This is a genomic window from Arthrobacter gengyunqii, from assembly GCF_023022985.1.
Classification (GTDB): Bacteria; Actinomycetota; Actinomycetes; order Actinomycetales; family Micrococcaceae; genus Arthrobacter_B; species Arthrobacter_B gengyunqii.
Map to the genome: position 1 here is coordinate 802303 of NZ_CP095461.1, position 25807 is coordinate 828109.

Below are 25807 nucleotides of genomic sequence, written 5' to 3' on the forward strand. Positions count from 1 at the left end.
ATTTGGGGTCTTGCTACCTCACACGTGCCGTCAATTGGGGCGGCGATGGACAACCACAAAACAACCGACGACTACTGGAAGCCGCTTTTTGACGGTTATGCGCCGGCGCGGGAGTGGATGGCCGATCATGCTCCGGACGTTGCTGTCATTATTTACAACGACCACGCGAATGCTCTGGACATGTCCATCATTCCGGCCTTCGCGATGGGAACCTCGGATCACTACGCCGTTGCTGATGAGGGCTACGGTCCCCGCCGGGTTCCCAACGTCGTCGGAGCACCCGAGCTCTCGGAGCACCTGCTGGTGAACCTCATGGATGAGGGCTTCGACCTCACCGTTCTTCAGGACCTCGACGTCGATCACGGCCTGACCGTTCCGCTGTCCGTCTACACCCCGGACCCGGGGGAAGCCTGGCCGTGTGCCGTAGTGCCCATCCTGGTCAACGTCCTGCACTATCCGCAGCCCACGGCACAGCGCTGCCTGGACCTTGGCGAAGCCCTCGGGCGTGCCATCCGGTCCTACCCCGAGGACATCAAGGTTGCTGTGTTCGGGACCGGGGGCATGTCCCACCAGCTCTCCGGAGAGCGGGCGGGCCTTATTAACGAGGAATTCGACCGGAACTTCCTGACCCGGATCGAGAAGGATCCGCAGAGCCTCGCCCAGATTTCCCGGGAAGACTACATCCGTGAGGCGGGTTCGGAAGGCATCGAGATGATCATGTGGCTGGTCATGCGCGGGGCAGTGGGAGACGACATCCGCCGGGTCCACGACACCTACCATGTGCCGGCCTCGAACACGGCAGCGGCGCTCGCCCTGTTTGCCACCCCCGAGGGCGATGCGGACAGCAGTGAACAACAGGGAGCCCTCCATGGCTGATCTGCCTTCAGCCGGTGTACCGGCAGGGGCGCTGTCCGGCAGCGCGGGCGGGGGCACGGCGCTGCCCTCCATGAAGGAGCGGCAGAAAGTACTGGGTGCCAGCCTGGTGGGCACGGCCATCGAGTGGTACGACTTCTTCATTTACGGGTCGGCGGCGGCCCTCATCTTTGGGCCCCAGTTCTTTCCCACCGAAAACCCGATGGCCGGAACACTTGCCGCTTTTGCCTCCTTTGCGGTGGGCTTCCTGGCCCGGCCCCTGGGCGGTCTGATGATGGGGCACTTCGGAGACCGGATCGGGCGCAAGTCCATGCTGCTGGTCTCCATGCTGCTGATGGGCATCGCCACGGTGGCCATCGGGCTGCTTCCCACGTACGCCACGATCGGCATTTGGGCGCCCATCCTGCTCGTGACTTTCCGGCTGCTCCAAGGCATTGGTGTCGGTGGCGAATGGGGCGGCGCGGTGCTCATGGCGGTGGAATATTCGCCGACCAACAGGCGGTCCTTCTACGGATCATTCCCGCAGATGGGGCTGCCGGTGGGCATCATCGGAGCCAACGTGGTGTTTGTCATTGTCACGAATATCCTGGCTCCTGAAGCCTTCCAGTCCTGGGGCTGGCGAGTGCCCTTCCTCTTCAGCGCGGTCCTGATCCTGATTGCCCTCTGGATGCGCCTGAAGATCGAAGACTCGCCGGCGTTCAAGGCGGTGAAGCAGGATAAGAAGGACGTCAAAGCTCCCATTCTGAACCTGTTCCGGAACCACACGGGCACCGTTCTCCTCGCAGGCGTTGTCTCTATCGCCGCTCCGGCCATCGGCTACCTGTATTCCGTCTACATGCTGTCCTACGGAACCAGTACCCTGGGGCTCGAACGAAACACCATGCTGATGCTCATCATCTTCGGTGCTGTGTGCCATCTGGTGACGATTGCCCTCGGCGCGGTGCTGGCCGACAGATTCGCGCAGAAGCCGGTCTTCCTCTGGGGAGCGGCGCTCCTCACCGTCTGGTCCTTCCCCTTCTTTTGGCTCGTGGACACCGGCAGGCCCCTGAACATTGCCCTTGCCTTTGCCGTGATCCTGCTGGGCCAGTCGCTGATGGCAGGGCCGCAGGCCGCCCTGATCGCGGAGCTCTTTCCCGCTGAAGTCCGCTACAGCGGCGCCTCCACGGCGTACCAGATCGGTTCCATCCTGGGCGGCGGTTTCATGCCCCTCATCGCCACCGGGCTGTACGCGGCTTTCAATTCGTCGACGCCGATCGCCGTCTATCTGCTTCTCATGGGCCTGATCAGCTTTGCTGCGATGGCCGTGCTCAAAGTGGGGCGGTACCCCGCCTCCGCTGATGCCGGCGAGGTGCCGGGAGCAGAACCCGAGCAGCTGCGGGCACGGGGAGGCCGGGCATGAGCAATCTTGTCCTGGTGCCCGGAGCCTGGCACGGCGGCTGGTGCTGGCAGCGGGTGGTGCCCGCCCTGCAGGAAGCCGGGCACCGGGTCTATACGCCCACGCTGTCCGGTGTCTCGGACCGCGCGCATCTGATCAGTCCGTCCATCGGAGTGGAGACGCACGTCGAAGACATCGTCCGGCTGATGGAAACGTACGATCTCGACAACGTCACCCTGGTCGGCCACAGCTATGCCGGCCAGGTCATCACGGGTGTGGCCGACCGGGTTCCGGACCGGTTGGCCCGACGGGTGCATCTGGACGGCTTCATCGGCGACGGACGCCCGGCGATTGACCTTCTTCCCGACAGTGTGGCGCACCATTACCGGGAGTCGGTCGAATCCGCCGGGTTCGGCTGGCTGATTCCCCCGAGGCCGCTGGAAAAACTTGGCATATCGGAGGCCGCGGACCATCAGTGGCTGGCGCCGAGGCTGACCCCGCATCCGTGGAAGACGTATACGGACCCGCTGCTGCTCACCGGAGCCTATGCGGACGTGCCCGGAGTCTTTATTGAATGCGTCGCCTGGATGCGGGTTTTCGAGTCTTTTGCCCGCCAGGCCAGCGCGGACGGCTGGGAAACCCACGAACTGGAGAGCGGACATGAGGCGATGGTGACTGCGCCCAAGGCCCTGGCATCGGTACTGCTGAAGATTGTCGGCTGAGCTCAGCCTCCGAGGGAAGGAATAGTCATGGAATTTTTGGTTCGATTCGAAACGGCGCTGCCGGACTCGTTCACAGCAGAACAGGTTGCCGGGCTCAAAGAATCTGAGCGGGAGCGGGCCATGGAACTCCGTAAGGACGGAGCGTTGAAGCGGCTGTGGCGCGTTCCGGGGCGGCGCGCCGTCGTCGGGCTGTGGGAAGCGGCGGACGCCACCGAACTCCACCACGCACTCTCTTCCCTGCCGCAGTTCCCCTGGATGGACGTGCAGGTCGAACCGCTGGCCACCCATCCCCAGGAGCAGGGATGACCTCAGCAGGCGGGCAACTCCCCGGCCGGGTCGTGATCGTCACCGGCGCAGCGGGCGGGCTGGGCAGGGCCATCGCCCAACGGTTCGCGGATGAGGGCAGCACAGTGGCTGTCCTGGACATCAAGAAACCGGAATCGGCGCTGGGAGAGGGCGAACACTTCTTTCCGTGCGACGTGACGGTGAAACCGGAGGTTGACCGTGCGGTTCAGGAGATAGCCGCGCGCTTCGGCGGGGTGGACGTGGTGGTCAACAACGCCGGGCTGCTCAGCGGCCGAGGGAGCTTCCAGGACGTCACCCCGGAAGAAATGCACCGTTACTTTGCGGTCAATGCGGTGGCGCCCCTGATTGTCACCCAGGCCGTTCATCCGCATCTGTTGGAGAGTGCCTTCCGCGGGCGGGTGATCAACGTTGCCTCCCGCACCTTTTTCACGGGCAACGCCGGCCAGGCGGCTTACATTGCATCCAAAGGGGCGCTGCTGGGGCTGACCAGGGTGCTCGCCAATGAGCTGGGGGAGGACCGCATCACCGTCAACGCGATTGTGCCGGCTCAGGTTGCCACCCCGGGGACGACGGCGCATTCCGGCCGGGATGTCTTTTCCTCCACCATGTCCCGGCAAGCCATCCGGGAGTTCGTCACCCCGGAGGCTTTCGCCGGCCTGGCCCTGTTCCTTGCCTCAGCCGACGCTGCCCTGATCACGGGGCAGACGATGATCTGCGACGGCGGAGGCCTCATGAGGTGAAGCAACCTTCGATCCCCAATGCACACCAGAGAGTTCCCACGACAGGCGGCAGCAACCCATGACCCAGCAGAAACAATCCCTTGTAGTTTTCAGTGCCCACTCCGGTGACTTCGTGTGGCGGGCGGGAGGGGCCATCGCCCTCTCCGCTTCCCGGGGCGACGACGTTCACGTCATTTGCCTGAGTTTCGGCGAGCGGGGCGAATCCCAGGGCCTCTGGCGCAGGGAGGGCATGACCCTTGACGAGGCAAAACGGATTCGGCGGGAAGAGGCAGCGCAGGCGGCGGAGACCCTGGGCGCCGACATCGATTTTCTGGATCTGGGGGACTACCCGCTTCGGGTCGATGACGCGGCCTTCAGCCGCGTCGTTGAACTGCTGCGCCTGTACAGGCCGGACACCATCATTACGCATGTAGCGAATGACCCGTACAACCGGGACCACAACTTGGCGCATGAGACCCTGCTGCAAGCACGGATGGTGGCACAGGCCATGGGACACCTCACTGACAACCCTCCGATCGGCGCGCCGCAGGTGTTGATGTTCGAGCCCCATCAGCCGGAGATGTGCGGCTTCTCGGTGGATCTTCTCCTTGACATCACTGAGGTTTTTGACCGCAAGCAGGCAGCGATGAAGTGCATGGGCGCCCAGGACCATCTGGTGGATTACTACACGGAGCTGGCGGGCCGCCGCGGCGTGCAGGCCGTGCGCAACGGCGGCGCGAAATCCATCACCCACGCGGAAGCCCATGCCCGCCTGTTTCCGGTGGTTGGGAGTGAACTGATATGAGCCACCGGATTGTACGGACAACGGCAGGCCCCGACCGCGAAACTCTGGCTGCCCTGGGACGGCTGGGCGTCTCCACTGTTCACGAAGCAATGGGCCGCCGCGGACTGGTGGAACCCGTGCTGAAACCGATCTACCCCGGTGCCCGCATCGCCGGGCGGGCGGTGACGGTGCTGAGCCATCCCGGTGACAACCTCATGATCCACGCCGCCATCGAACAGTGCGGGGAGGGCGATGTGCTGGTCGTGACCACTACGTCCCCCTCCACAGACGGCATGTTCGGTGACTTGTTCGCTACGGCACTGATGGCCCGCGGAACGGTGGGACTGATCATCAACGCCGGTGTTCGGGACGTGGCCGACCTGACGGCCATGGGGTTCCCGGTCTGGTCCAAAGCGGTGCATTCCCAGGGCACCAACAAGCTGAACCCCGGGTCCATCAACGTTCCGATCATGCTGCCCGGCATATCCGTGCTGCCCGGAGACGCCGTCGTGGCCGACGACGACGGCGTCCTGATCGTTCCGCTGGCGGAGGCTGCGGATGCCGCGGTCAAGGCGCAGCGGCGCCAGGACAACGAGGCCGAGAAGCGTGAGCAGTTCAGGGCAGGGATCCTGGGACTTGATCTGTACGATCTCCGGCCCAAGTTGAAGGAGCTGGGAGTGGAGTACGTGGACCAGTAGCCATCGGACGCCGAAGGCGCTGCGCCGGCTGCCCGCGGCCGTGCCCGCCGCGGGCAGCACACCGGGTCTTGTACTGTTGCCATGGGTGTGATGTGGAACACGAACCAGGGTCGGAGTGAATGGCCGGAGTAAATGGCCGGGGGTGAAAGGGGAGGGTGTGCGGAGCGGAAATGCGGACCTGTGGCCGGTGGGCCTTGCCCTCATTGATGACAGCGGAAAAGTCGTGGAGATCAACGCTGCCGGCGAGGAAATCCTGGGCTGCAGCGGACCGTCGCTGCTCGAGGGCCTGTGGGGGGCGCCTTCAATGCTCGGAGAAACAGGTCCGGCCAGCGGGCCAGGCTGGAGCACGGGGTGGATAGAGGTGTCCGGAACACCCCGTGAGCTGGCTTATCGGATGCAGCCGTCGGACGGCCGGCACGCGGTGGTTTTCCACGATGTCACCGCACGCCGGCAGCGTGAGCGGCGGGCAGCGGCCGTGGCGCGGACTGCTGCGCGCGTGGCCTCTGAACGGTCGCTTCCGGCAACACTCAATGCCCTGGCCCGCGAGATCCTGCAGGCCGACGGATTGGCCGGTGTCCAAGTGCTGACAAACGGGTACTCCGAGGACAAGCTGCACATGCTGGGCATGGCCGGCTTCCCCTCGGCCCGGAGCAATTCCTTCCATTCCCTGCTGATGGAGTGCCGGGAGCTGGGTGCGGACCTGCGCATGCTTGACGTCTTTGAATCCGGGAAACCGGTGGTTATTCCGCACCGCTACGCCGCCATCATGTCCAATCCCGCGTGGCAGCCACTGCACGAACTGCACCGGTATCCCGAGTGGGATGCCTTCGCCTCCATTCCGATCAACGTGCGGCAGAACACGATTGGCATCCTCAACGTCTTTGTGAAGCCCGGGAAGGAGATCGACGACGAGGCGGTCGACTTCCTGTCATCCATGGCCGACCAGGCGGGGCTGGCCATTGATTATGCGTCGCTGCTCGAGGAGGAACGCGCCGCAGCCCACCGGGAGGAACGGCAACGCCTGGCCCGGGACCTTCACGACTCGGTGGTGCAGCAAATCTTCTCCATGGGCATGCTCACCCAAACGCTCACTGTGCTGCTTGACGGGGACAACGTTGCTGCCGGTGACCCCCGCGCACGGTCGATCACGGAGGAACTGGGAACCATCACGGGGTCGGTGCTGAAAGACCTGCGGGGCCTCGTGGCGCAACTGCGGCCGAGCGCCATCGAGGGGGTGGGCCTGCACGGCGGGCTCACCAAACTGGCTGCCACCACGCACCGGCAGACCGGCGTGAAGTTTGAGCTGCATCTTGACCCGGGGCTTGACGACATTGACGGGGAGCTGGGCGAGGACCTTTACCATGTGGCTGCTGAAGCGGTACACAACGCCGTGAAACACTCGCCGGCGGATCTGTTGGATGTTCGGTGCGCCGTCGAAGGCGGGCGGATCGTGCTGACGGTGCGGGACAACGGCGGTCCGCACGGGCACGACCTCACCGCCGCAACCGCGGCGCAGGACGGACACGGGCTGGGTTTCATGCGTCAGCGCATCGTGCGCTGGCAGGGCTCGTTTGAGGTGGGCCGCAGTTTTGGAAATGTTGGCACGGTGGTGCGTGCCAGTGTTCCTTTTATGGTCGACAACCGGTTTCAGGAAGAAGAGTGATGAAGGATCCGCAGACCTTGAAAGTGCTGATTGTTGACGATCACGCCGTTGCGCGACGTGGCATCTCGGCCTATCTGGATGTCCTGGATGACATTGAAGCGGTGGGACAAGCCGTGGACGGACAGGACGCCTTGGAGCAGCTTGCCGACCTGGCAGTCCACGGGGGGCTGCCCGACGTCGTTCTCCTGGACCTCATGATGCCCCGCTTGGACGGTACCGCCGCCCTGCCGGAAATCCGGCGAAGGTACCCCGGCGTCAAGGTGGTTGTCCTCACCAGCTTCGGGGAAGCGGAGCGGATGAACACCGTGATGCAGCTGGGAGCATCCGGGTACCTGCTCAAAGACGCGGGCGCCCAGGAGGTGGCCGCAGCTATCCGCGCCGCCGCCCGGGACGAAGTCTTTATCGATACTTCAATGGCCCGGAAATTTGCGCAGATGATGCGCTCGCCCGGGGCGGGAATTTCGTCCCTGACCGAGCGGGAGCGGACTGTCCTTCAACTGGTCGGCGCCGGGAAATCCAACCGCGAAATAGCCAAGGACCTGTTTATCAGCGAACGCACGGCGCGCACGCACGTTTCCAACGTTCTCGGGAAACTGAATGTGTCCTCCCGGACCCAGGCCGCCCTCCTTGCCGTCAACGCGGGGCTGACCGCGCCCACCGCCTGATCTGTACTGTCCGCAGTTCTTGAAGTGCCGTTCCCCCGGGAGCGGCACTTTTGGGTTTCGGCTCCACCGGCAGCGGGGAACGTCGGGGGGAGTGGGGCAACCGCGTGGGGGCAACCGCGACAAACGTCGCGGGCAAAGCCGGACGGATACCTTACGGGCTGAGGCGATTCCAAACCTAGAGTGAAGGCGTCTGGATCCTCGGCACCGAGGGCCAATCATCAAGGAGGACGAATGGCTTCGCGATTGCTGGCGACCACGAACGAGCAGCGGGGCACGCTCGCTGCGCTGCTGGACAATATCAGCTACGAAATCATGCCGTTCAAAACAGCCAAGGACAAGGTTGTCGCGGAAGTTCCGACCAGCATTCCCCTGACGGTGACGGCCACCGGCGGCAAGGGCCTCGAACCCACCCTGGAGACGGCCGTCTATCTGAGGTCGCGCGGCTATTCTGTGGCCCCGCACCTGCCGGCACGCCTGGTCCGGGACGCAGAAGAGCTCGACACCGTTGTGCGCCGCCTCGAGGCTGCCGACATTGACAGGGTTTTCATCATCGGCGGCGACGCTGAGGAACCGGCGGGCGACTTTGCTGATGCTTACGGTCTGCTGACGGCGCTGAAGGAGCGCGGGCACCACTTTACCGACGTCGGAATCGGCGGATATCCCGAAGGGCACGCGCTCATCAGCGATGATGCGATCAACCGGTCCCTGAGCGACAAGGCGCCCCTTGCAACGCGCCTCCTGACCCAGATCTGCTTTGATCCGCGCACCTTCATGGACTGGGGGTCCCGGGTCCGCCAGCAGGGAATAGACCTGCCGATCTACGCCGGCATGCCCGGACCAGTCAGCAGGCAGAAGCTGCTTCGTGTGTCCGCCGGCCTGGGCCTGGGACAGTCGGCCAACTTCCTCAAGAAGCAGCAGAACATGTTCTGGCGGTTCTTCAGCCCCTCCGGTTACGAGCCGACGCAGCTCATCAAGGGGCTGGTCCAGGGGTTGCCGGCCAGTGACGCCGCCATTAAGGGCTTTCACATATTCACGTTCAACGATCTTGCCCAGACAGAAAACTGGCGCCGGGGCTTGCTCGAACAGACCCGCGGATAGGAACTCACATGGACACGTCCACGATCTCTTCTTCAGCCGAAGCCACAGCCCCGCGCCTCGGGCCTGCTCCGGTTCCCGCAGAATCCGCCGCCTCCGGACACAGGGCGGACGATGTTGCCCGGCTTGTGGTCAAGGGAACCGATCAATCGGGAATCGTGGCTGCCATTACCGAAACGCTGGCCCAGTTCGACGGGAACATTGTCTCCCTGGACCAACACACCTCCGATCCGGCGGGAGGACGCTTTTTCCAGCGCACTGTTTTCACCCTTCCGAATCTGAGCACCGTTCTTGAGGATCTCCGGCGTGCCCTTGACGCACGCCTTGCCGACTTCAAGCTCGACTGGCAACTGATCGAAGCGAAGAAGCGGAAGCGGACGGCCGTCTTCGTTTCCAAATCGGACCACTGCCTTTTGGACCTTCTCTGGCGTCAGCGCCGCGGAGAACTGCCGATGGACATCACCATGGTGATTTCGAATCATCCGGACCTCAGCGAGGACGTTCGTCCTTTCGGGATTCCCTACTTTTATATCCCGGCCGACAGGGAGAGCCGGGCCGAGGCTGAAGCCCGCCAGCTGGAACTCCTCCGGGGCAACGTTGATCTGGTCGTCCTGGCCCGGTACATGCAAATCATCACGGAAGACTTCATCGAGCAGGCCGGCGTGCCCATCATCAACATCCACCACTCGTTCCTTCCGGCGTTCATCGGGGCCGCCCCCTATCGAAAGGCCAAGGAACGGGGCGTGAAGCTCATCGGCGCCACGGCCCACTACGTCACCAAGGACCTGGATGAGGGCCCCATCATCAGCCAGGACGTCATTCATGTGTCCCACCGCGAATCCGCCGGCGATCTCCAGCGGCGCGGCGCCGACGTGGAACGCCGGGTGCTCTCCCACGCGGTTCAAGCGCACTGCGAGGACCGGGTCATCCGTGACGGCAACGTCACCATCGTTTTTTGACCGGGCCCACCGGCACCGGCCTCACCAGAAGCAAACTTTCCAAGCAGCACGTTCCATGAGAGGAAACCCGATATGACCAATGCTTCCCTGCAAGAGATTCTGGACCAGTCCGGAAACGTCGTGGACCACCTGCGCAATGTGCAGGTCGGGGCCTACGTCTACCCGGTTGTGGCAGCGGAATTCACCAACTGGCGCAACGAGGTGAGGTCCTGGCGGGAAACAGCGGTGCTGTTTGACCAGACCCATCACATGGATAACCTCTTTATCTCGGGGCCCGACGCTTTGCAGTTGATTTCTGATACCGCGATCAACTCGGTGGCAAACTTTCCCGTCAACAAGGCAAAGCAGTACGTGCCCGTTACCCCCTACGGCCACGTCATCGGGGACGGCATCTTGTTCCGCGAAGCCGAGCAGGAGTTTGTCTATGTTGGGCGCTCTCCGGCCGCGAACTGGCTCCTCTACAACGCAGAAAAGGGCGGCTACGACGTCGAGCTGAGGACCGACCGGCGGTCGCCGTCGCGTCCCATGGGGAAAGCGGTGTCACGCGACTATTGGCGCCTGCAGATCCAGGGGCCGCGCGCATGGGACGTCATTGAAAAAGTGCACGGCGGACCTTTGGAGCAGCTGAAGTTCTTCAACATGTCGCACATGTTGGTGGGAGGCACCGAGGTTCGGACCCTGCGCCACGGCATGGCCGGGGCACCCGGGCTGGAGCTCTGGGGGCCGTACGAAGACTATGACCGGATTCGGGAGACCATTCTTGAAGCCGGTGCGGAGTTTGGGCTGGAGCCGGCCGGTGCCCGCGCTTATTCCTGCAACACGCTGGAATCCGGCTGGATTCCCTCGCCGCTGCCCGGCATCTACAGCGGAGAGAAACTGGCGGATTACCGGCAGTGGCTCGGTGCGGACAGTTACGAAGCCAATTCCGCCATCGCAGGATCCTATGTCCCGGAGAGCATCGAGGGGTATTACACCACCCCGTGGGAACTCGGCTACGGGTCCTTCATCAAGTACGACCACGATTTCATCGGGCGTGAGGCCCTGGAAGCGATGGATCCGGCGGCGCAGCGCAAGAAGGTCACGCTTGCCTGGGACGGCGATGACACAGCCACCATTCATGCGTCCATGTACCAGAAGGACGAACTGCCCTATAAGTTCTTCGACCTGCCCAACGCCAACTACGGGGCGTCGAACTTCGACTCGGTGATTGATGAATCGGGCCGGGTGGTGGGGGTGTCCATGTTTACCGGATACAGCTGGAACGAGAAGCGGCCGCTTTCCCTGGCGATCGTGAATCCTGATGTTGAAATCGGATCTCAGCTGAAGGTGGTGTGGGGCGAGCCCGACGGCGGCACTCGGAAATCGTCAGTGGAGCCTCACCGGCAGTACGAAGTCAATGTGGATGTCAGCCCGGTGCCCTTCTCCGAGGTTGTCCGCAGGGGGTACACGGACGGAGGATGGCGGAAAACCGTAGCCGTCTAGCCTACTGGGAGAAGCCTGCAGCCGCTGACCGGGAAACCGGGCAGCGGCTGCTTTGCGCTGTGTTCGATCCCCCACTGCACGCGATGTGGCCGAGTCCCTCGGGGTGAATGTGCACACCGTGCTGCATGCCTACCAGGAGCTTCGCGCGGAGGGGCTGATCGAGCTTCGCCGCGGACGCGGAGCCGTGGTCACCGAAGCCGCCGCACCGCTGGCCGCCCTGCACGCCGATGTCCTGGCCCTGGTCACCAAGGGCAAAGCCCTCGGCCTCTCGCCGGAAACCCTGTCCGCCTACGTAAAGGAAATCGCTCATGAGCGCTGACACCGCAACCCTTGCCCGCCGCCGATTCCTGCTCGTTGCAGTGGGCGTTCCCGCCGTCGTCGTAGTTGCGGCCCTGGCCCTCCAGCTGGCTGCGCTGCCCTCCCTGCCAAATCCGGTGGCCATAAACTGGGGCACGGACGGGCCGGACGGTTTCGCCCCGCCCTGGCTGACGGTGCTGCTGACGGCGGTGCTGGGTGCCGGCATTCCTGCCCTCATGGTTGGCAGCAGCATGTCGGGCCTGCACGGCAACGGCCCCAGCTACCGTTTCCTCGGCGCACTGGTGCCCGCCATCACCACCATGTTCTGCCTGATGCTGACCTGGGGTCAGCTGATGCAGGCCGGTCTCGCGGATGCGCGGCAGGCGCCGGGCATCGGGGTGCCCGTCTTGTGCTCCCTGGTCGCCGCCCTGGCGGTGGGTGCGGCGTGCTGGTTGGTCCAGCCCAAGCAGGATCAGCCGACGACGACGGCGGCGCAGGAGCCGCTGCCGCTGGCCGCCGGAGAACGGGCGGTCTGGTTTCGGGAGACGACCCTGGCCCTTCCCACACTGCTGCTCATTCTCGGAGCGCTCACAGCGGTGGCAGCCGGCGCCCTTCTGGCCTGGGTGTGGGCTGAACCGGCCGTGGCCTGGGTGCTCACCGGCGTCACTGTGGTGCTGGCGGCCGCAGCGGCAACGTCCGCTGCCTTCCGGGTGAGGGTGGATAACAGCGGGCTGACCGTCACGTCAGTGGTGGGGTTCCCGCGGTTCCATGTGCCGCTGGCCGACATCCGGGACGCGGAAGCGGTGTCGGTGGTTCCCGCGGCCGAGTTCGGCGGCTGGGGCCTGCGCTGGGTTCCGGGCAGGTTCGGCGTGGTGGTTCGCACCGGTCCCGCACTGCAGGTCAACCGCCGCACCGGCCGCCAGTTCGTGGTCACCGTGGACGACGCGGCCACCGGGGCCGCACTGCTGCAGGCCCTTGCCGTCAGGAGCTGACAGCCGGCAGGTCCACGCCGGAGCCGCCTACCGCGTGGCTTCGGCCAGGTACTCCAGCACATGCCGGTAGGTGTGGCCCGTGGCCTTGGACATGCCGATTTCACAGGTCCGGTTCACGGACGCATAGGCGGCGAACTCGCGTTCGTTGATTTCCGCCGCCTGCTTGTCCGTGGCCGAGGCCGTCAGCTCCGGATGCAGCAGCCCGCGGTCGCCCGCAAAGGCGCAGCAGCCCCAGCTCGGCGGCACAAACACCTCCTCCGCCGTGGCCTGCGCGATTACCTGCAGGGCATCGTTGGCGCCAAGCTGGGTGGAGGAGCACGTGGGGTGCAGCGCCATCGACGGCAGCTTGCGGGTCACGGTCAGCTGCGGCAGGACGGTGTCCCGGACGAAGTCCACCGAATCAATGAACTGCAGCCCGGGATAGAGCGGGCTTTCACCGGCGAGCCGTTTCATGGTGTCCAGACCCTCGGTGCAGGAGGCTGCGTCGCAGATGACGGGCAGCGCCCCGCCGCCGGTGGCTTCCCACAGATTCGCCAGCACGCGTTCGGTCATGACCGCATAGCCTTTGGCAAAGCCCTTGGATTTCCAGGGCGTGCCACAGCACAGGTCTGCGATGCCCGCAGGAATCCGCACCCCGATGTCCGCCCGGCCGCACAGCTCCAGGAAGGCTGCGGAGACGCCTTCGCCGCCGCCGGCCGGGCCGAACATGGTGCCGATGCACGCCGGAAAGTACACGGCCACGGCGTCGGGATCCTCATGCGTCACCCGTTTGGACCCGCCGGAGGGCAGCACGGTTTCATAGGCGGGAACGTTTTCGGTACCAGCCACGGCGCGGGCGACGGCGGTGGCCGCCTTGGGCAGCAGCGCCGGCATTGCATTGGCCAGGCTCAGCGCCTTGCCGCCGGCCACCGTCACGGTGGACCAGTGCTCCGCAGCCGTTTTCCAGCCGGTATCTGCCACAACGTTGGCGTTTTCCTTGCGCAGGCGGCGCACCAGATCTCCGGTATTGATGAGGACCGGGCAGGCCGTGACGCACATGCCGTCGGCGGCGCACGTTTGAACGCCGTCGTACTCATAGTCCTTGCGCAGTTCCTTGGCCAGGGCGGCGTCCCCGCGGGCCTCGGCGGCGGCGATTTCCCGGCGCAGCACAATGCGCTGGCGCGGCGTGGTGGTGAGGTCCTTGCTGGGGCAGACAGGTTCGCAGTAGCCGCACTCGACGCAGCGGTCCACTACTTCTTCGACGGTGGGAGCCACCTTGAGGTCCGCGATGTAGGACGCCGGGTCATCGTTGATGATGACGCCGGGGTTGAGCAGGTTCGGCGGATCCACCAGCAGCTTCAGGTCGCACATGACTTCATAGAGTTCATCGCCGTACTGCCGGCGGACAAACGGTGCCATGATCCGGCCGGTGCCGTGCTCGGCCTTGAGCGATCCGCCGTTGTCCAGCACCAGGTCCACCATCTCCTCGGTGAACGCCTGGTAGCGGGACAGCTCCACGGGATCGTCGAAGCGCTCGTTGAGCATGAAGTGGATGTTGCCGTCCTTGGCATGGCCGAAAATCACCGAGTCCTGGTAGCGGTGTTCGGTGAAAAGCCGGGACAGCTCCTTGCAGGTGGAGGCCAATGCAGGCACCGGAACCACAATGTCTTCGAGCAGCGCGTTGGCTCCCGAGGGGCGGGCGCCCGCCACCGTGGTGTAGAGGCCCTTGCGCAGGTGCCACATGGCGGCACGGTCCCTGGCATTGTCGGTCATGGCGAAGGGGACGGCCAAGGCCAGCGATTCAAAGAGTTCGCGGGAGCCTTCGCGCTTGTCGGCCAGCTCCTCCGCCGTGCGGCCCTGATGCTCCACCAGCAGGGCGGCATGCGAAACGATGTCCAGGCGGCGCAGCTCCGGCGGGGCGGCGGGATCGGCGGCGGCTACCCGCAGCGACGTCGAGTCCATCAACTCAATGGTGGCCAGCCCGGTCGCCACCAGCTCAGGGAGAGCGGTGGCGGCACGGTCCAGCGAGTCGAAAAACATCAGGCCGGTGGCCACCTTGGGCAGCGCCGGCACCGTGCGGAACGTCGCCTCGGCCACAAAGCCGAGCGTTCCTTCGCTGCCCACCATGAGGTGGGTCAGGATATCCACCGGACTCTCATAGTCCAGGAACGCGTTGAGGCCGTAGCCCATGGTGTTCTTCATGGAGAACAGCCGCTCGATGGTGGCCACGGAATGCGGATTGGCCACGATGCGGCCGCGAAGGCGCAGCAGGCCTTCGAAAAGTTCCGGTTCCAGCGTCCGCAGCTTTGTCTCGGCGTCAGCTGCCGCAGTGTCGATCACAGTGCCGGAGGGCAGCACCACCACCATGGACTCAATGGTCTGGTAGGTGTTGAACTCGGTGCCGCAGGCCATGCCGGAGGAATTGTTGGCCACCACGCCGCCGATGGTGCAGGCAATTTCCGATGCCGGATCGGGGCCCAGCTTGAACCCGTGGGCTGCCAGCCGGGAGTTGACGGCGCGCACCGTGGCACCGGGCTGTACCCGGACCCGGGCACCGCCGTCGAGCACCTCAATGCCGCGGAAGTGCTGGCGGGTGTTGATCAGGAGGCTGTCGCTCTGGCCTTGGCCGGACAGTGAGGTGCCGCCGGAGCGGAAGGTGGCCGGAATCCGGAGTTCGCGGCTGCGGCGCAGCAGGGAAGCGACGTCATCGGTGGTGCGGGGCGTGGCCACCGCCTCCGGTATCAACAGGTAGTGCGAAGCATCGTGGGCCATTTTGCGCCGGTCGATATCCCGGGTGCTGATGTCCTGCGTGCCCAGCGCCGCGATCGACGCCGCGGCCGACGGACCTGCTGTTTGAACGCTCATATAACCTGATCCCACCCTCCAGAGGGAGCCGCGGTGCTCCCGCCTTCAAATGTAAGCGTCAACGCGTCCCCGGGGATAGTTGGTCAGGCCACGGCCTCCCTGCGTCCACGGTGCCGCAGCCGTCTACCCGGGTAGTCGGTCCGCCGGATCCGGCACGGTAGTTAGCGGGTTCCGCGTTCCGCCAGCAGCTTTTCCAGCTGCTCCTCCAGCAGTTCAAGCGCAGCGCCGACGGTGGAGTGGATGACGGTTTCCGGATCGCCCTCGAAGAACCGTTGGTGGACTTCCGGCTCCTCCCGGCCCGCCGCCAGGATGCCCAGGAACACGGTGCCGGGCTCCTGCCCGTCCTGCGGTTCCGGGCCGCCGGAACCGGTAATCGCCAGGGCCAGATCAGCGCCCAGCAGCTTCGCCGTCCCCGTCGCCATCTGCCCAGCCGACTCCTCCGAGACCACGGCCTCCGCCGTCACGCCCAGGACTGATCGTTTCACCTCGGTGGCGTAGGCGGTCAGGCCGCCCAGGAACCAGTCCGACGACGACGGCGCGGCGCCCAGGTGGGAGGCCACGAGTCCGCTGGTGAGCGATTCGGAGACGCCGATCATAACTCCGGTTCCCTGGATGCGTTCGGCAATACGTTCTGCGGTTTTGGTGGATGCTGCGTCCTGGTCCGACATGGACATGGTGATCTCCCGTTCGTTCTCCTCAGTCAGTGACCACCACTTTATCAGTGTGCTTAGTAGTTGCCGCCGTCGTCTGGAATCCGGGCATGGAACCATTCAATGTGCCCGCGCAGCAGTTCGGCTGCCTCGCGGCCGCGTCGGGCGGTCACGGCGTCGTAAATTTCATAGTGCTGGCGCTGCAGCTGCGTCATGACGGCCGGCCAGTCGTCCCTGCTCCATCCTGCCAGGTGGCGGGGGGCAGGCCACCCGGAACTCCCGCGGTCCGGCCCTCGGGGAGTCTGGCGCAAAACCGGGATGTCTGTGAGGGTGGTCACCAACACCAACGGGGCGGATGTGCCCGTCCCAACATGTTCCACTATGGTCAGACCACACGTACGGGGTGATGCCCCGCTGAAAGGCAGCCATGAGAATTGCTCTATTCGCCACCTGCATCGTGGACGCAATGTATCCGCGCACCGCCAGGGCAACGGTGGCCATCCTTGAGCGACTGGGCCACGAAGTGGTGTTCCCGGCCGGCCAGGCCTGCTGCGGGCAGATGCACGTGAACTCCGGATACCTGCCCGAAGCCGTCCCCGTGGTCCGCAACCACATCGAGGCGTTCGAATCGCAGGATTACGACGTCGCCGTCGCACCTTCGGGCTCCTGCGTTGCCTCCGTGAAGCACCAGCACCCGATGGTGGCCCGGTCCTGCGGCGACGCTGCCCTGGAAGCCCGGGCAGAGGCGGTGGGGGCCAAAACCTATGAGCTCTCCGCACTCCTGACCGACGTGCTGGGCATCACCGATGCCGCTGCCCAGCTGGGATCCTGGTTCCCGCACAACGTCACCTATCACCCCAGCTGCCACGGCATGCGCCTGCTGCGCCTGGGGGACCGGCAGCTGAACCTGCTCCAGAGCGTTGGCGGCATTACGGTCCAGCCCCTGCCGCAGGCGGACCAGTGCTGCGGCTTCGGCGGCACGTTCTCGCTCAAGAACGCCGACGTCTCCACGGCCATGCTGGAAGACAAGACAGCCAACATCAAAGCCACCGGGGCCGAGCTGTGCTCCGGCGGAGACGCCTCCTGCCTGCTGCACATCGGCGGCGGACTTTCCCGGGAGGGCAGCAGCGTCACCACCCTGCACCTCGCCGACATCCTCGCCAGCACGAGGGAAAACCCGGTGTCCGTCACCGGCGACATCCTCGTGGGCGGAAAGGTTGCACGATGAGCAGCACATACCTGGGCATGCCCGCCCTGCCGGTTTTCGGGCAGGGCAACCTTAACGCCGTCGAGTCCTTTCCCCTGGCCGCCAAACGGGAACTGGGCAACAGCCAACTGCGCGCCAACCTGGGCCATGCCACCCACACCATCCGTGACAAGCGGCTGCGGGTGGTGGGCGAACTGCCCGATTGGGAGGACCTGCGCAATGCCGGCAGCGCCACCAAGCAAGCCGTGATGGCCCGGCTGCCCGAGCTGCTGGAACAGTTTGAACAGAACTTCACCGCCCGCGGCGGCATCATCCACTGGGCCCGCGACGCCGCCGAAGCCAACGAAATTGTCCGCGACCTGATCGGTGAACAGGGCGCGGATGAAGTGGTCAAGGTCAAGTCCATGGCCACCCAGGAGATCGGACTGAACGAGTACCTGGAAGAGCAGGGCATTGCGGCGTTCGAAACCGACCTGGCCGAACTGATCGTCCAGCTGGACCATGACAAGCCCAGCCACATCCTGGTGCCGGCCATCCACAAGAACCGCACCCAGATCCGGGACATCTTCCTGCGCGAAATGCCCGGCGTCGATCCTGAGCTCACCGACAGTCCGGCGAAACTTGCCGAAGCTGCGCGCTCACACCTGCGCCGGAAGTTCCTCTCCGCCAAAGTGGCCATCTCGGGCGCGAACTTCGCGATTGCCGACGCCGGTACCCTCGCCGTCGTCGAGTCCGAGGGCAACGGCCGCATGTGCCTGACGCTGCCGGAAACCCTGATTACGGTCATGGGCGTGGAGAAGCTGCTGCCGTCCTGGCGGGACCTGGAAGTGTTCATGCAGCTGCTGCCGCGTTCCTCCACCGGCGAGCGGATGAACCCCTACACCTCGCTGTGGACCGGAGTGACAGAAGGCGACGGACCACGGAACGTGCACCTGGTGCTGCTGGACAACGGCCGCAGCGCCGCCCTGGCCGATGAAATGGGCCGCTCGGCGCTGCACTGTATCCGCTGCTCCGCCTGCATGAACGTGTGCCCGGTGTATGAGCGCACCGGCGGCCATGCCTACGGTTCCACCTATCCGGGGCCGATCGGTGCGATCCTGTCGCCGCTGATGACCGGCATTACCTCGGAGGAGAACAACTCCCTGCCGTACGCCTCCTCGCTGTGCGGTGCCTGCTATGACGCCTGTCCGGTCAAAATCAACATTCCGGAAATCCTGGTGCACCTGCGCGCGGAGGATGTGGACAGCAAGCGGGGCACAAAGAAACTGCCCTCCCAGATGGATCTGCTGATGAAGGGCGCCTCCTGGGCGTTCTCCTCCGGCAAACACCTCGGACTGCTGGAAAAGGGCCTTCCGCTGGGACGGATCGCCGCCGGACGCAAAAAGAAGATCACCAAACTGCCCGGAATCGCCGGAGGCTGGACCCGGAGCCGGGACGTTCCGGCGCCGCCCTCCGAATCCTTCCGCGGCTGGTGGGCCAAAGACCACAGGGATCCGGCAGCGGGTGCGGAGCTCCCGGACTCCCCGAACACGGATTCCACCAACACGGGAGAACAGGCATGAGTGCACGGGAAGACATCCTGGACCGGCTGCGTTCGGCGCTGCGGGATCACCCGGCGGTGCCGGAGATTCCGCGGACCTACCGAGAAGACTCCGGCATGAGCGCTGAGGAGCGCATCGAGCTGCTGGTGGACCGGCTGGTGGACTACAAGGCCGGAGTCACGGTGGTGGACGAGGCAGGGATCGGTGCGCGGATTGCCGAGCTGCTCCTTGACGCTGACAGCTACGTGGTTCCGCAGGGAATCGATGAGGTCTGGCTGGCCGAGGCCGACGCGACCGGTCCCGGGCGCCGCCGGACTGACACGCCGGAAGCGCAGCTGAGCGTGGCGGAACTGGATTCCGTGGACGCAGTGGTGACGGGCAGCGCAGTCTCCGTGGCCGAAACGGGAACGATCATACTGGACGGCAGCCCGAACCAGGGCCGCCGGGCCATCACGCTGGTTCCGGACCACCACATCTGTGTGGTGCGGGAAGGGGACGTGGCCGGAATCCTGCCCGAGGCCCTGCGCCGGCTGGACGGCACCCGCCCGCTGACCTGGATCAGCGGGCCCAGCGCCACCTCGGACATTGAACTGCAGCGCGTGGAAGGGGTGCACGGGCCGCGGAACCTGGACGTGATCATCGTCCGGGCGTGAAGCCGTGCACGGCCATCCGGGTTGTGTGCAGGTTAGGCGGCCAGTTTCTCCTCGATCACGGGAAGCTCCGCGAGCAGGTCCTCCTCCAGGGACACGACCTCCAGCGGCTGCCCGGGGAGTGCGGAGACACCGGTGACGTCCTCCAGGAAGGCAACGGTCTCCTGCAGCGCTTCCATCGCCTCGGGGCGGTGCAGCTGGAACTGGTACTCGTGACCCAGTGCCGGTTTGTAGTCTTTCGGCCAGAATTTGCGGACCAGGGGCACCCCGAGGTCCTCCAGCCGGTCGGCCAGGGGCACTGACTGCGTCAGGGTCAGGTTGTCGCCGTTTCCACCGGAAATGTAGGTGGGCGGAAAGCGGTGGTCCACATGCGACGGGATGGACATGTGGGCGGCGGCGGTGGTGGCCGCCCAGTCCTTGGCCCCGGTATAGGCCCAGAGAGCTTTCCGCAGTCCCCAGCCCACCGGGCCTGCCATGCCGGCCACGGCGTCCAAATCGAAGACTCCGCAGTTCAGCAGGATCCCACGCAGCTGGCCGGGGTCGGCCGCAGGAACAACTCCGGTTTCGCGGGCGTACTCCGGGTTGGTGACGGCCAGTGCCAGCTGCGCGGCCAGCTGCGCGCCGGCGGAATCGCCGGCCAGGACAATCCGGTTCGGATCCAGTCCGTAACGGTCGGCGTGCTCGCGCACGAAAGCCAACGCGGCGTTGAGCTCCTTCACTGCGGTGGGATAGACCGCTTTCGGTGAGATGGAGTACCCGACGCCCACCACCGCGTACCCGTACCCGGCGAGAACCTTCAGATAGGGTGCCACGTCGTCCTGGGACCCGGAGATCCAGGCCCCGCCGTGGATCCACATCACCACGGGAAGCGGTTTTCGGGTTGTTGAGGGAAGGAACAGGTCAAGGGAGGGCTGGTGTTGGGACCCGAGGTAGTTCAGTCCCCGGTGCCTGACGACGTTGAAGCCGGGAAGGCGGGGGTGGATTTTCTTCGGTTGAAACTTGTTGGCGCTGGAAAAAACCCCGCGGATGAGCAAAGCCGACGGCAGCGGATGCCGATGCAGTGCCGCAGCCGCGGCGAGCCCTGCAACAGTCGCCGCGCCGGCCAGAAGCCCCGCCGCGGGAAGCGAGAAGATCTTCATCTTTTTAAGCTAGGACCCGGTTCTGGGCGGTATTCGGCTGGTTCCCTGTCAGCTGGCGGGCTTCAGCCGGACGCTGGGAGCAATCTCATGCCCCATGGTGTTTGGCGGCACAACTATCAAGCGGGCGACTACCCGTTTCCAGGATTTCGCTGGCGCGCCGGAAGATGTGTTCGTAGTCTGCCCCATCAATGGCGGACTGCGAGCCGCCGGTGGGGGAGGGACAGGAATGATGGAGTGGATTCTTTTGGCCGGAGCTCTGGCCGGCGTGATGCTGGGCGTGCTGGGTGCTGTGCCGGGACTGCGCTGGCTGCAGGGCGCACGCGAGAAACGGGCGTTGCAGGCTCTGATTACGCAGGTGCACCTGAAAACAGTGTTCGCGGAAAGCGGCCCCGCCCGGGGTGGCTGGGGGTCAGAGGTTGATGTTGCGCGGTGCCGCTCGGCCGCTGCTGATATCCGCCAGCAGGTGCGTGAGACCGTGAGCGAGCTTCGTCCGGGATCTTCCGCGGCGGCGGACGCTCTGCTGGAGATGTACCGGGCGTGTGACACGTATTTGCTCGAGACCGAGCGCCGCGGCGCCAGCTTCGAGGCCCGGCTGCGCGAGCTTCGCCTGGTGCTCAACCAAGGTGCCCGCCGCCTGAGCAGCGGCCGCCACGTGCAGTACCTCGCTCCGGGGCAGCGCGCTGTCGTGAGACGGGAGACGCTGGTTGCCGCTGCGCGTGCCAGGACCGGGCCGCAGCGCGAGCTTGCGGTTGCGGGACCGGCTGCGGCACGGGCAGAAAACCGCCACGGTGCGAGGGGCAGGGACCGGGAACGGCGAGGCACGGTGCCCGTCCCCGCACGGCGGCCACAGGACCACTCCGTCCCGCATGCCCCGGTTCCGGCAGGGGTCGGAGAAGACCGTTCTTGAAATGAGTCAACAAAGGTGCCGCCCAACAGCCCGGCACGTTCACCTCTGACCGGCAGCCCGGGCCCGCCCCGGGCTGCCGGACCGGCCTACCCCTCGGTTTGGCCCGTGCGCCAGCCGCCCTTGTAATCCCTGCGCGCCGTTTCGGAGAACGGCACGGGACTGACCACGGCCCGGACATCCATCTGCCGGTGCGGTTCCACCGTGGACTTCGCGGATCCGCCGTCGGGCTCGCCCCACACCACCCGCAGCTCCGTGCCCGGCGGAACTGACGGATCCACCGTGGCCAGGGACAGCCCGCGGCGCTCGTTGGCCGAATATCCCGTAAACATGGACAGGCCCACCACGTTGCCGTCCGCATCGATCACCGAGTCATAGTTGGAGGAACCGTAGTTGGCCAGCGGGAGATCGAAATACTTGTAGGGTTCTTCGCCGCCGAGCGGGGCGGCCAGGATCTTGCCCAGGTCTTCGGCGTTCCAGTCCAGGGTGACTTTGCGCCGCTGGGCTGCGGGATCCATCTGTTCCAGGGCATCACGCCCAATGAAGTCATGGTCAAATTTCACGAATGAGCCATATCCCAGTTCCCAGGGCGTCAGGTAATAATCCTCGATGTTCGGACTGACAAAGCTGCCGGCGACGGCGTTGGTGGCTTCGTAGCTGTCCGCGCCCAGCCATTCGCGGTAAGGCCGCAGCTCCTCGCCGGTGTAAATGGCCGGAAGCGGTGAAGGGATCCAGCCGGACTCCAGCGTGTTGGACGGATAGGCCCGGGCACCGACGGCGGCCATGCCATATTCGCCGCCGACATCGAGGATGGTGTCCCGGACCTTGTCGTAGGAGGCGTACTCGCCCCAGATTTCCAGTCCCGGTGCGCCGGCCATGCCGTGGCGGAGCGTGCGGACCCGCTCGCCCGCGATGGTCATGTGGTCCATGTTGAAGAACTTCAGCTGTTCAACGGGTCCTCCGTTCAGCTGTTCGATAATCTGCCAGGCATTTGGACCCTGGATCTGGAACCGCCAGTACCGGCGGGAAACGGGCCGGCCCATCGGCCGGGAGGGGGAGCGCCGATCCACCTGGACGTCCAGGTTGTAGCCGCCGGTTTCGGCGTTGAAGAGCAGCCAGTTCGCGGCCGGCGCCCTGCCCACGTAGATGTACTCGTCGTCGTCCTCGTGGAACAGGATCCCGTCACCGATGACGTGGCCGGAGGGGCTTGTGGGCACATACTGCTTGGCTTTGTTCACCGGAAACTGCGCGACACTGTTTACTGCCGTGTCGGAAATAAGCTTCAAAGCGTCCGGGCCCTTGATGAAGAGGTTGTCCATGTGGTGGGACTGGTCAAAAAGCACAGCTGTTTCACGCCAGGCCCGCTGTTCGCTGCGCCAGTTGGTGAATTCCGGCGCGACGACGGGATAGATGTAGGCGCCGATTTGGGAACTGCGGAGCCGGTCCACTACGTTTCCGGAGGCGTCCAGGAGTTCCTGCAGATTCTGGGGTGCCACGTTGAACCTCTGTTTCGTTGGGATGCTGCATCGGCTGGTGCCGGGCTGCCCCGACTCTAGGACGGTTTCCACGCGGCTGTCGAGAGTGCTCCGGCCGCCTTCCCGTGCACCATGACGGGAACCGCCGGGCGGATTTCGCTGGCCGTGGACGGGTAACACCGCTAGGCTCCGCGGCAGCACCCAACACGGCCGGGGCATGGCCCGTTGAATCGGAGGAACGGCATGAAGAAAACCTGTGGCGCAGTGGTCCTGGCCGGAGTGCTGATGCTGACAGCGTGCGGCGGGGGATCGCCGTCGTCGGAAACCAGCGGTGGGCTGATCCCCGTGGAAGTAGGGGTAATTCCCATTGTGGATGTTGCGCCGATCTACCTGGGCGTGGACCAGGGGTTCTTTGAGGACGAGGGGCTGGAACTCACGCTCACCCAGGCACAGGGCGGGGCGGCGATTGTGCCGGCAGTGACCTCGGGGCAGATGGAGTTTGGATTCTCCAACGTCACGTCAATGGTTGTTGGCCGGTCCAAGGGACTGCCTCTGAAGATGATTGCCCCCGGCGGCAGCAGCACGGGCGACGTGGATGCCGACTTTGCGTCTGTGATGACGCTGCCGGACAGCGGAATTGCGGAAATCGCGGACCTGGCCGGCAAGAAGGTGGGAGTCAACACGCTGAACAACATCTCCGATTCCACTGTCTCGGAAGCGGTCAAACAGGCCGGCGGTGACTACGAGAGTATTCAGTTCGTGGAGATGGCGTTCCCGGACATGGTTGCCCAACTGGACAACGGCACGGTCGATGCAATCGCCGCCGTGGAGCCCTTCGTGACCATTGCAGAGGCCTCGGGGGCGGTGCCGGTGTTCTCCAACTACGCCGAACCCATCGATGATCTGACGGTGGCCGTGTATTTCTCCTCGGACACGTTTGTCCAGGAGAACCCGGAGACAGTCGAAAAGTTTGCCCGGGCCATGGCAGCGTCGCATGAATATGCCGAGCAGAACCCCGACCGGGTGCGCGAAATCCTGCCCACTTACACCACCTTGAAGCCCGAGGTCATTGAGCAACTGACGCTGCCGCGCTACCCCGGCGAAGTGAACAGTGCGTCCGTGGAGGAAGTGCTGCGGATTTCAATGGACCGAGGGCTGGTGGAGGAGGAGCCGGACATGGATGCCCTGCTTCCGGCTGCGCGGTAGGAAAGCGCCGGAGGGAGACCGGGCGTCAGAACCTTCCGGAGCTCCCCGCCCCCGAAAAGCTGCCGCCGGAGCTGCCGTACCCGGTGGAGCTGGAAGCGGAGCTGCGGGCCGATTCCACGCTGCTGGTGCCCCGCTGAATGCCGGTGTTGAAGCTTCCCACCGAGTAATAGAAGTAGGCGGGGAAGGCCGTGTCCACGATTCCGGGACGGTAGCCCCGGTCCCGGCGGCCCGGCGACGAGGCTTTGTCCAGTTCCTTCTGCATGAGCTTGCGCTCGCTGTCGGTCTTGGCCTGCGCCGAGATGACGGTTTGGGCGTGGTTGTCCAGCAGGTCCGAGAGCTTTTCCCGGGCGGCCTTGACGCGGTCCAGGGCCTGTTCGGGGGTGATGCGGTCCTCGGCCAGCTCCGTGGCGGCAGCGGTAAGGTCCTCGCGGGTCTGCCGGCGGAAGGCCAGCAGTGCGCGGGCCGTCGCGGAGTCCCCGGCCACGGCTTCCTTGCCTTCCAGCAGGTCATCGAGCCGGTCCAGATCCTGCTGCAACGGGTCGGTCTGGCGGTCCCAGGCCCGCTCCCAGCCCGGAGCCTTGTTGAGCAGGGCATTGGTGTCCGCGATGACGTCGTCCAAACCGTCCAGCTCAAGGGCGGCATCCGCGTACTCTTCAACCGTGGCCGTGCTGCTGCGGTTCAACAGGTCTTTGTCGGAGAGGGAATGGGCGGCATTGTTCAGCTCGGTGGCCCTGTTGTACCGCGTCATGAACGTCCGGTATTCCTCCAGCACCCGCGACCCGTAGGAGGAATCGTCCGGAATAGTGTTGGCATTGACCTCCGTGGCGTCCAGGTCCCGGGTCACGCTGGAATAGCTCGCATCGGCCTCGGTCAGCAGCTTCCGGTTCTTGGTGCGGCGGTTCCGCCGCACCGCCACATAGGTGAAAACCGACCCCACCGCGGCAACTCCGGCAACAATGAATCCGATGATGGCGCCGGGGGAGAGGTACCAGGGACGATTGATCAGTTTGGCCGCTTCTTCGACAGCGGCGATGGTTCCTTCAGTCCAGTTGGCCTCGGCGAACAATTCATTGGTTTCGCTCCGGATGTCCTCCTGCTGGTCGAGGGATATCTTGCGGTCCTCGCCAAAGTACGTGCCGGTCCACCGGCCCGTGGGATCCAGGGCAAAGATGAACAGGCCGTCAGCCCACTTCTGACCGTCTTCGCTCAACCACTCCGGATGCTGGTCCCGGGCGAACCGCAGCACTTCCGCGTTGAGGACTGTTCCGTCCTCATTGTCCGCCGGTCCGTTGTACGTGTAGACGGCAACCGTGGTGGGTTCCCGGAACTCGACGCCCTCCAGTGCGGGCACAAGTGTATTGGTGTCCAGAACTCCTGCCGTGTCTTCCACGATGACCTCGTCCGGGGTGACGGCAGCGGCAGCGCCGGCACCCCCGGTGAGCGTGATCAGGACCAGCAGCAAAGTGGTTAGTGCCCGGCGCATGGTTTCCCCCTGTTGGTGAATGATTGGGCACGAGCCTAGCGGATCCGGACGGGGGTCAGGGTACCGCCGGAACACTCG

General features: G+C 65.0%; 25 protein-coding genes. 19 read left to right on the top strand and 6 right to left on the bottom strand.

What is annotated here, in order from left to right:
- The first annotated feature begins 24 nt into the window (after positions 1 to 24).
- The 14 genes from MUG94_RS03650 (at position 25) to MUG94_RS03715 (ending at position 12630) form a co-directional block, all read left to right on the top strand.
- On the top strand, positions 25 to 876 hold the full coding sequence (locus tag MUG94_RS03650) for a class III extradiol dioxygenase subunit beta (RefSeq protein WP_279324705.1): 852 nt from the start codon (positions 25 to 27) through the stop codon (positions 874 to 876).
- Positions 869 to 2272, top strand: a complete 1404-nt coding sequence (locus MUG94_RS03655) for an MFS transporter (protein ID WP_227908449.1) — start codon at positions 869 to 871, stop codon at positions 2270 to 2272. The genes MUG94_RS03650 and MUG94_RS03655 overlap by 8 nt, the downstream gene beginning before the upstream one ends.
- Complete coding sequence (locus tag MUG94_RS03660) at positions 2269 to 2970, top strand: alpha/beta hydrolase (RefSeq protein WP_227908450.1); 702 nt, start codon at positions 2269 to 2271, stop codon at positions 2968 to 2970. Before MUG94_RS03655 ends, MUG94_RS03660 begins: the two co-directional genes overlap by 4 nt.
- A gap of 27 nt (positions 2971 to 2997) precedes the next feature.
- Positions 2998 to 3276: a muconolactone Delta-isomerase gene (locus MUG94_RS03665; RefSeq protein WP_227891634.1), complete on the top strand. Its 279-nt coding sequence runs from the start codon at positions 2998 to 3000 to the stop codon at positions 3274 to 3276.
- Complete coding sequence (locus MUG94_RS03670; RefSeq protein ID WP_227908451.1) at positions 3273 to 4016, top strand: SDR family NAD(P)-dependent oxidoreductase; 744 nt, start codon at positions 3273 to 3275, stop codon at positions 4014 to 4016. Before MUG94_RS03665 ends, MUG94_RS03670 begins: the two co-directional genes overlap by 4 nt.
- Positions 4017 to 4074: 58 nt before the next feature.
- Entirely contained in the window at positions 4075 to 4800 is a 726-nt protein-coding gene (locus MUG94_RS03675; RefSeq protein WP_227908452.1) for a PIG-L deacetylase family protein, read from the top strand.
- Positions 4797 to 5477, top strand: a complete 681-nt coding sequence (locus MUG94_RS03680; protein ID WP_227908453.1) for a 4-carboxy-4-hydroxy-2-oxoadipate aldolase/oxaloacetate decarboxylase — start codon at positions 4797 to 4799, stop codon at positions 5475 to 5477. The genes MUG94_RS03675 and MUG94_RS03680 overlap by 4 nt, the downstream gene beginning before the upstream one ends.
- A gap of 157 nt (positions 5478 to 5634) precedes the next feature.
- Positions 5635 to 7140 carry a GAF domain-containing sensor histidine kinase gene (locus tag MUG94_RS03685; protein WP_227908454.1) on the top strand — a complete coding sequence of 502 codons (1506 nt, stop codon included), beginning with the start codon at positions 5635 to 5637 and terminating at the stop codon, positions 7138 to 7140.
- On the top strand, positions 7140 to 7805 hold the full coding sequence (locus MUG94_RS03690; protein ID WP_227891627.1) for a response regulator transcription factor: 666 nt from the start codon (positions 7140 to 7142) through the stop codon (positions 7803 to 7805). The genes MUG94_RS03685 and MUG94_RS03690 overlap by 1 nt, the downstream gene beginning before the upstream one ends.
- Positions 7806 to 8036: 231 nt before the next feature.
- On the top strand, positions 8037 to 8903 hold the full coding sequence (locus MUG94_RS03695) for a methylenetetrahydrofolate reductase (RefSeq protein ID WP_227908455.1): 867 nt from the start codon (positions 8037 to 8039) through the stop codon (positions 8901 to 8903).
- A gap of 8 nt (positions 8904 to 8911) precedes the next feature.
- Positions 8912 to 9859 carry a formyltetrahydrofolate deformylase gene (purU, locus tag MUG94_RS03700; RefSeq protein WP_227908456.1) on the top strand — a complete coding sequence of 316 codons (948 nt, stop codon included), beginning with the start codon at positions 8912 to 8914 and terminating at the stop codon, positions 9857 to 9859.
- Between the two features lie 72 nt (positions 9860 to 9931).
- A complete protein-coding gene (ligM, locus tag MUG94_RS03705) occupies positions 9932 to 11341 on the top strand; it encodes a vanillate/3-O-methylgallate O-demethylase (protein ID WP_227908457.1) in 1410 nt (469 codons plus the stop codon).
- A 52-nt stretch (positions 11342 to 11393) separates the two neighbouring features.
- Positions 11394 to 11660 carry a GntR family transcriptional regulator gene (locus MUG94_RS03710; protein WP_341482171.1) on the top strand — a complete coding sequence of 89 codons (267 nt, stop codon included), beginning with the start codon at positions 11394 to 11396 and terminating at the stop codon, positions 11658 to 11660.
- On the top strand, positions 11650 to 12630 hold the full coding sequence (locus tag MUG94_RS03715; RefSeq protein WP_227908458.1) for a DUF1648 domain-containing protein: 981 nt from the start codon (positions 11650 to 11652) through the stop codon (positions 12628 to 12630). The genes MUG94_RS03710 and MUG94_RS03715 overlap by 11 nt, the downstream gene beginning before the upstream one ends.
- A 27-nt stretch (positions 12631 to 12657) precedes the next feature.
- On the opposite strand, the gene MUG94_RS03720 is transcribed toward MUG94_RS03715, so the two are convergent.
- From MUG94_RS03720 to MUG94_RS03730, 3 genes are all read right to left on the bottom strand, one after another.
- Positions 12658 to 15474 carry an FAD-binding and (Fe-S)-binding domain-containing protein gene (locus MUG94_RS03720; protein ID WP_227908459.1) on the bottom strand — a complete coding sequence of 939 codons (2817 nt, stop codon included), beginning with the start codon at positions 15472 to 15474 and terminating at the stop codon, positions 12658 to 12660.
- A gap of 161 nt (positions 15475 to 15635) precedes the next feature.
- Positions 15636 to 16148, bottom strand: a complete 513-nt coding sequence (locus MUG94_RS03725) for a CinA family protein (protein ID WP_227908460.1) — start codon at positions 16146 to 16148, stop codon at positions 15636 to 15638.
- Positions 16149 to 16201: 53 nt separating this feature from the next.
- Positions 16202 to 16339: a hypothetical protein gene (locus MUG94_RS03730; protein ID WP_227908461.1), complete on the bottom strand. Its 138-nt coding sequence runs from the start codon at positions 16337 to 16339 to the stop codon at positions 16202 to 16204.
- Between the two features lie 212 nt (positions 16340 to 16551).
- Here MUG94_RS03730 and MUG94_RS03735 point away from each other — a divergent pair, with 212 nt between their 5' ends.
- The 3 genes from MUG94_RS03735 to MUG94_RS03745 are packed head-to-tail and all read left to right on the top strand — an operon-like array spanning position 16552 to position 19525.
- On the top strand, positions 16552 to 17352 hold the full coding sequence (locus MUG94_RS03735; protein WP_227908462.1) for a (Fe-S)-binding protein: 801 nt from the start codon (positions 16552 to 16554) through the stop codon (positions 17350 to 17352).
- The gene (locus MUG94_RS03740; RefSeq protein ID WP_227908463.1) at positions 17349 to 18893 is read left to right on the top strand and encodes a LutB/LldF family L-lactate oxidation iron-sulfur protein; all 1545 of its coding nucleotides are present in this window, start codon (positions 17349 to 17351) and stop codon (positions 18891 to 18893) included. Before MUG94_RS03735 ends, MUG94_RS03740 begins: the two co-directional genes overlap by 4 nt.
- On the top strand, positions 18890 to 19525 hold the full coding sequence (locus MUG94_RS03745; protein ID WP_227908464.1) for a LutC/YkgG family protein: 636 nt from the start codon (positions 18890 to 18892) through the stop codon (positions 19523 to 19525). Before MUG94_RS03740 ends, MUG94_RS03745 begins: the two co-directional genes overlap by 4 nt.
- Before the next feature lie 32 nt (positions 19526 to 19557).
- On the opposite strand, the gene MUG94_RS03750 is transcribed toward MUG94_RS03745, so the two are convergent.
- Positions 19558 to 20661, bottom strand: a complete 1104-nt coding sequence (locus MUG94_RS03750; protein ID WP_227891614.1) for an alpha/beta hydrolase — start codon at positions 20659 to 20661, stop codon at positions 19558 to 19560.
- A 226-nt stretch (positions 20662 to 20887) separates the two neighbouring features.
- On the opposite strand from MUG94_RS03750, the gene MUG94_RS03755 reads away from it, so the two are divergent.
- Positions 20888 to 21568, top strand: coding sequence for a hypothetical protein (locus MUG94_RS03755; RefSeq protein ID WP_227908465.1), 681 nt, complete (start codon positions 20888 to 20890; stop codon positions 21566 to 21568).
- 86 nt (positions 21569 to 21654) lie between these two features.
- On the opposite strand, the gene ligM (MUG94_RS03760) is transcribed toward MUG94_RS03755, so the two are convergent.
- A complete protein-coding gene (ligM, locus tag MUG94_RS03760) occupies positions 21655 to 23061 on the bottom strand; it encodes a vanillate/3-O-methylgallate O-demethylase (protein ID WP_227891612.1) in 1407 nt (468 codons plus the stop codon).
- A 222-nt stretch (positions 23062 to 23283) separates the two neighbouring features.
- On the opposite strand from ligM (MUG94_RS03760), the gene MUG94_RS03765 reads away from it, so the two are divergent.
- A complete protein-coding gene (locus MUG94_RS03765) occupies positions 23284 to 24246 on the top strand; it encodes an ABC transporter substrate-binding protein (RefSeq protein ID WP_227908466.1) in 963 nt (320 codons plus the stop codon).
- Between the two features lie 25 nt (positions 24247 to 24271).
- Here MUG94_RS03765 and MUG94_RS03770 read toward each other — a convergent pair whose 3' ends face one another.
- Positions 24272 to 25729, bottom strand: coding sequence for a DUF5129 domain-containing protein (locus MUG94_RS03770; RefSeq protein ID WP_227908467.1), 1458 nt, complete (start codon positions 25727 to 25729; stop codon positions 24272 to 24274).
- Positions 25730 to 25807: the final 78 nt, after the last annotated feature.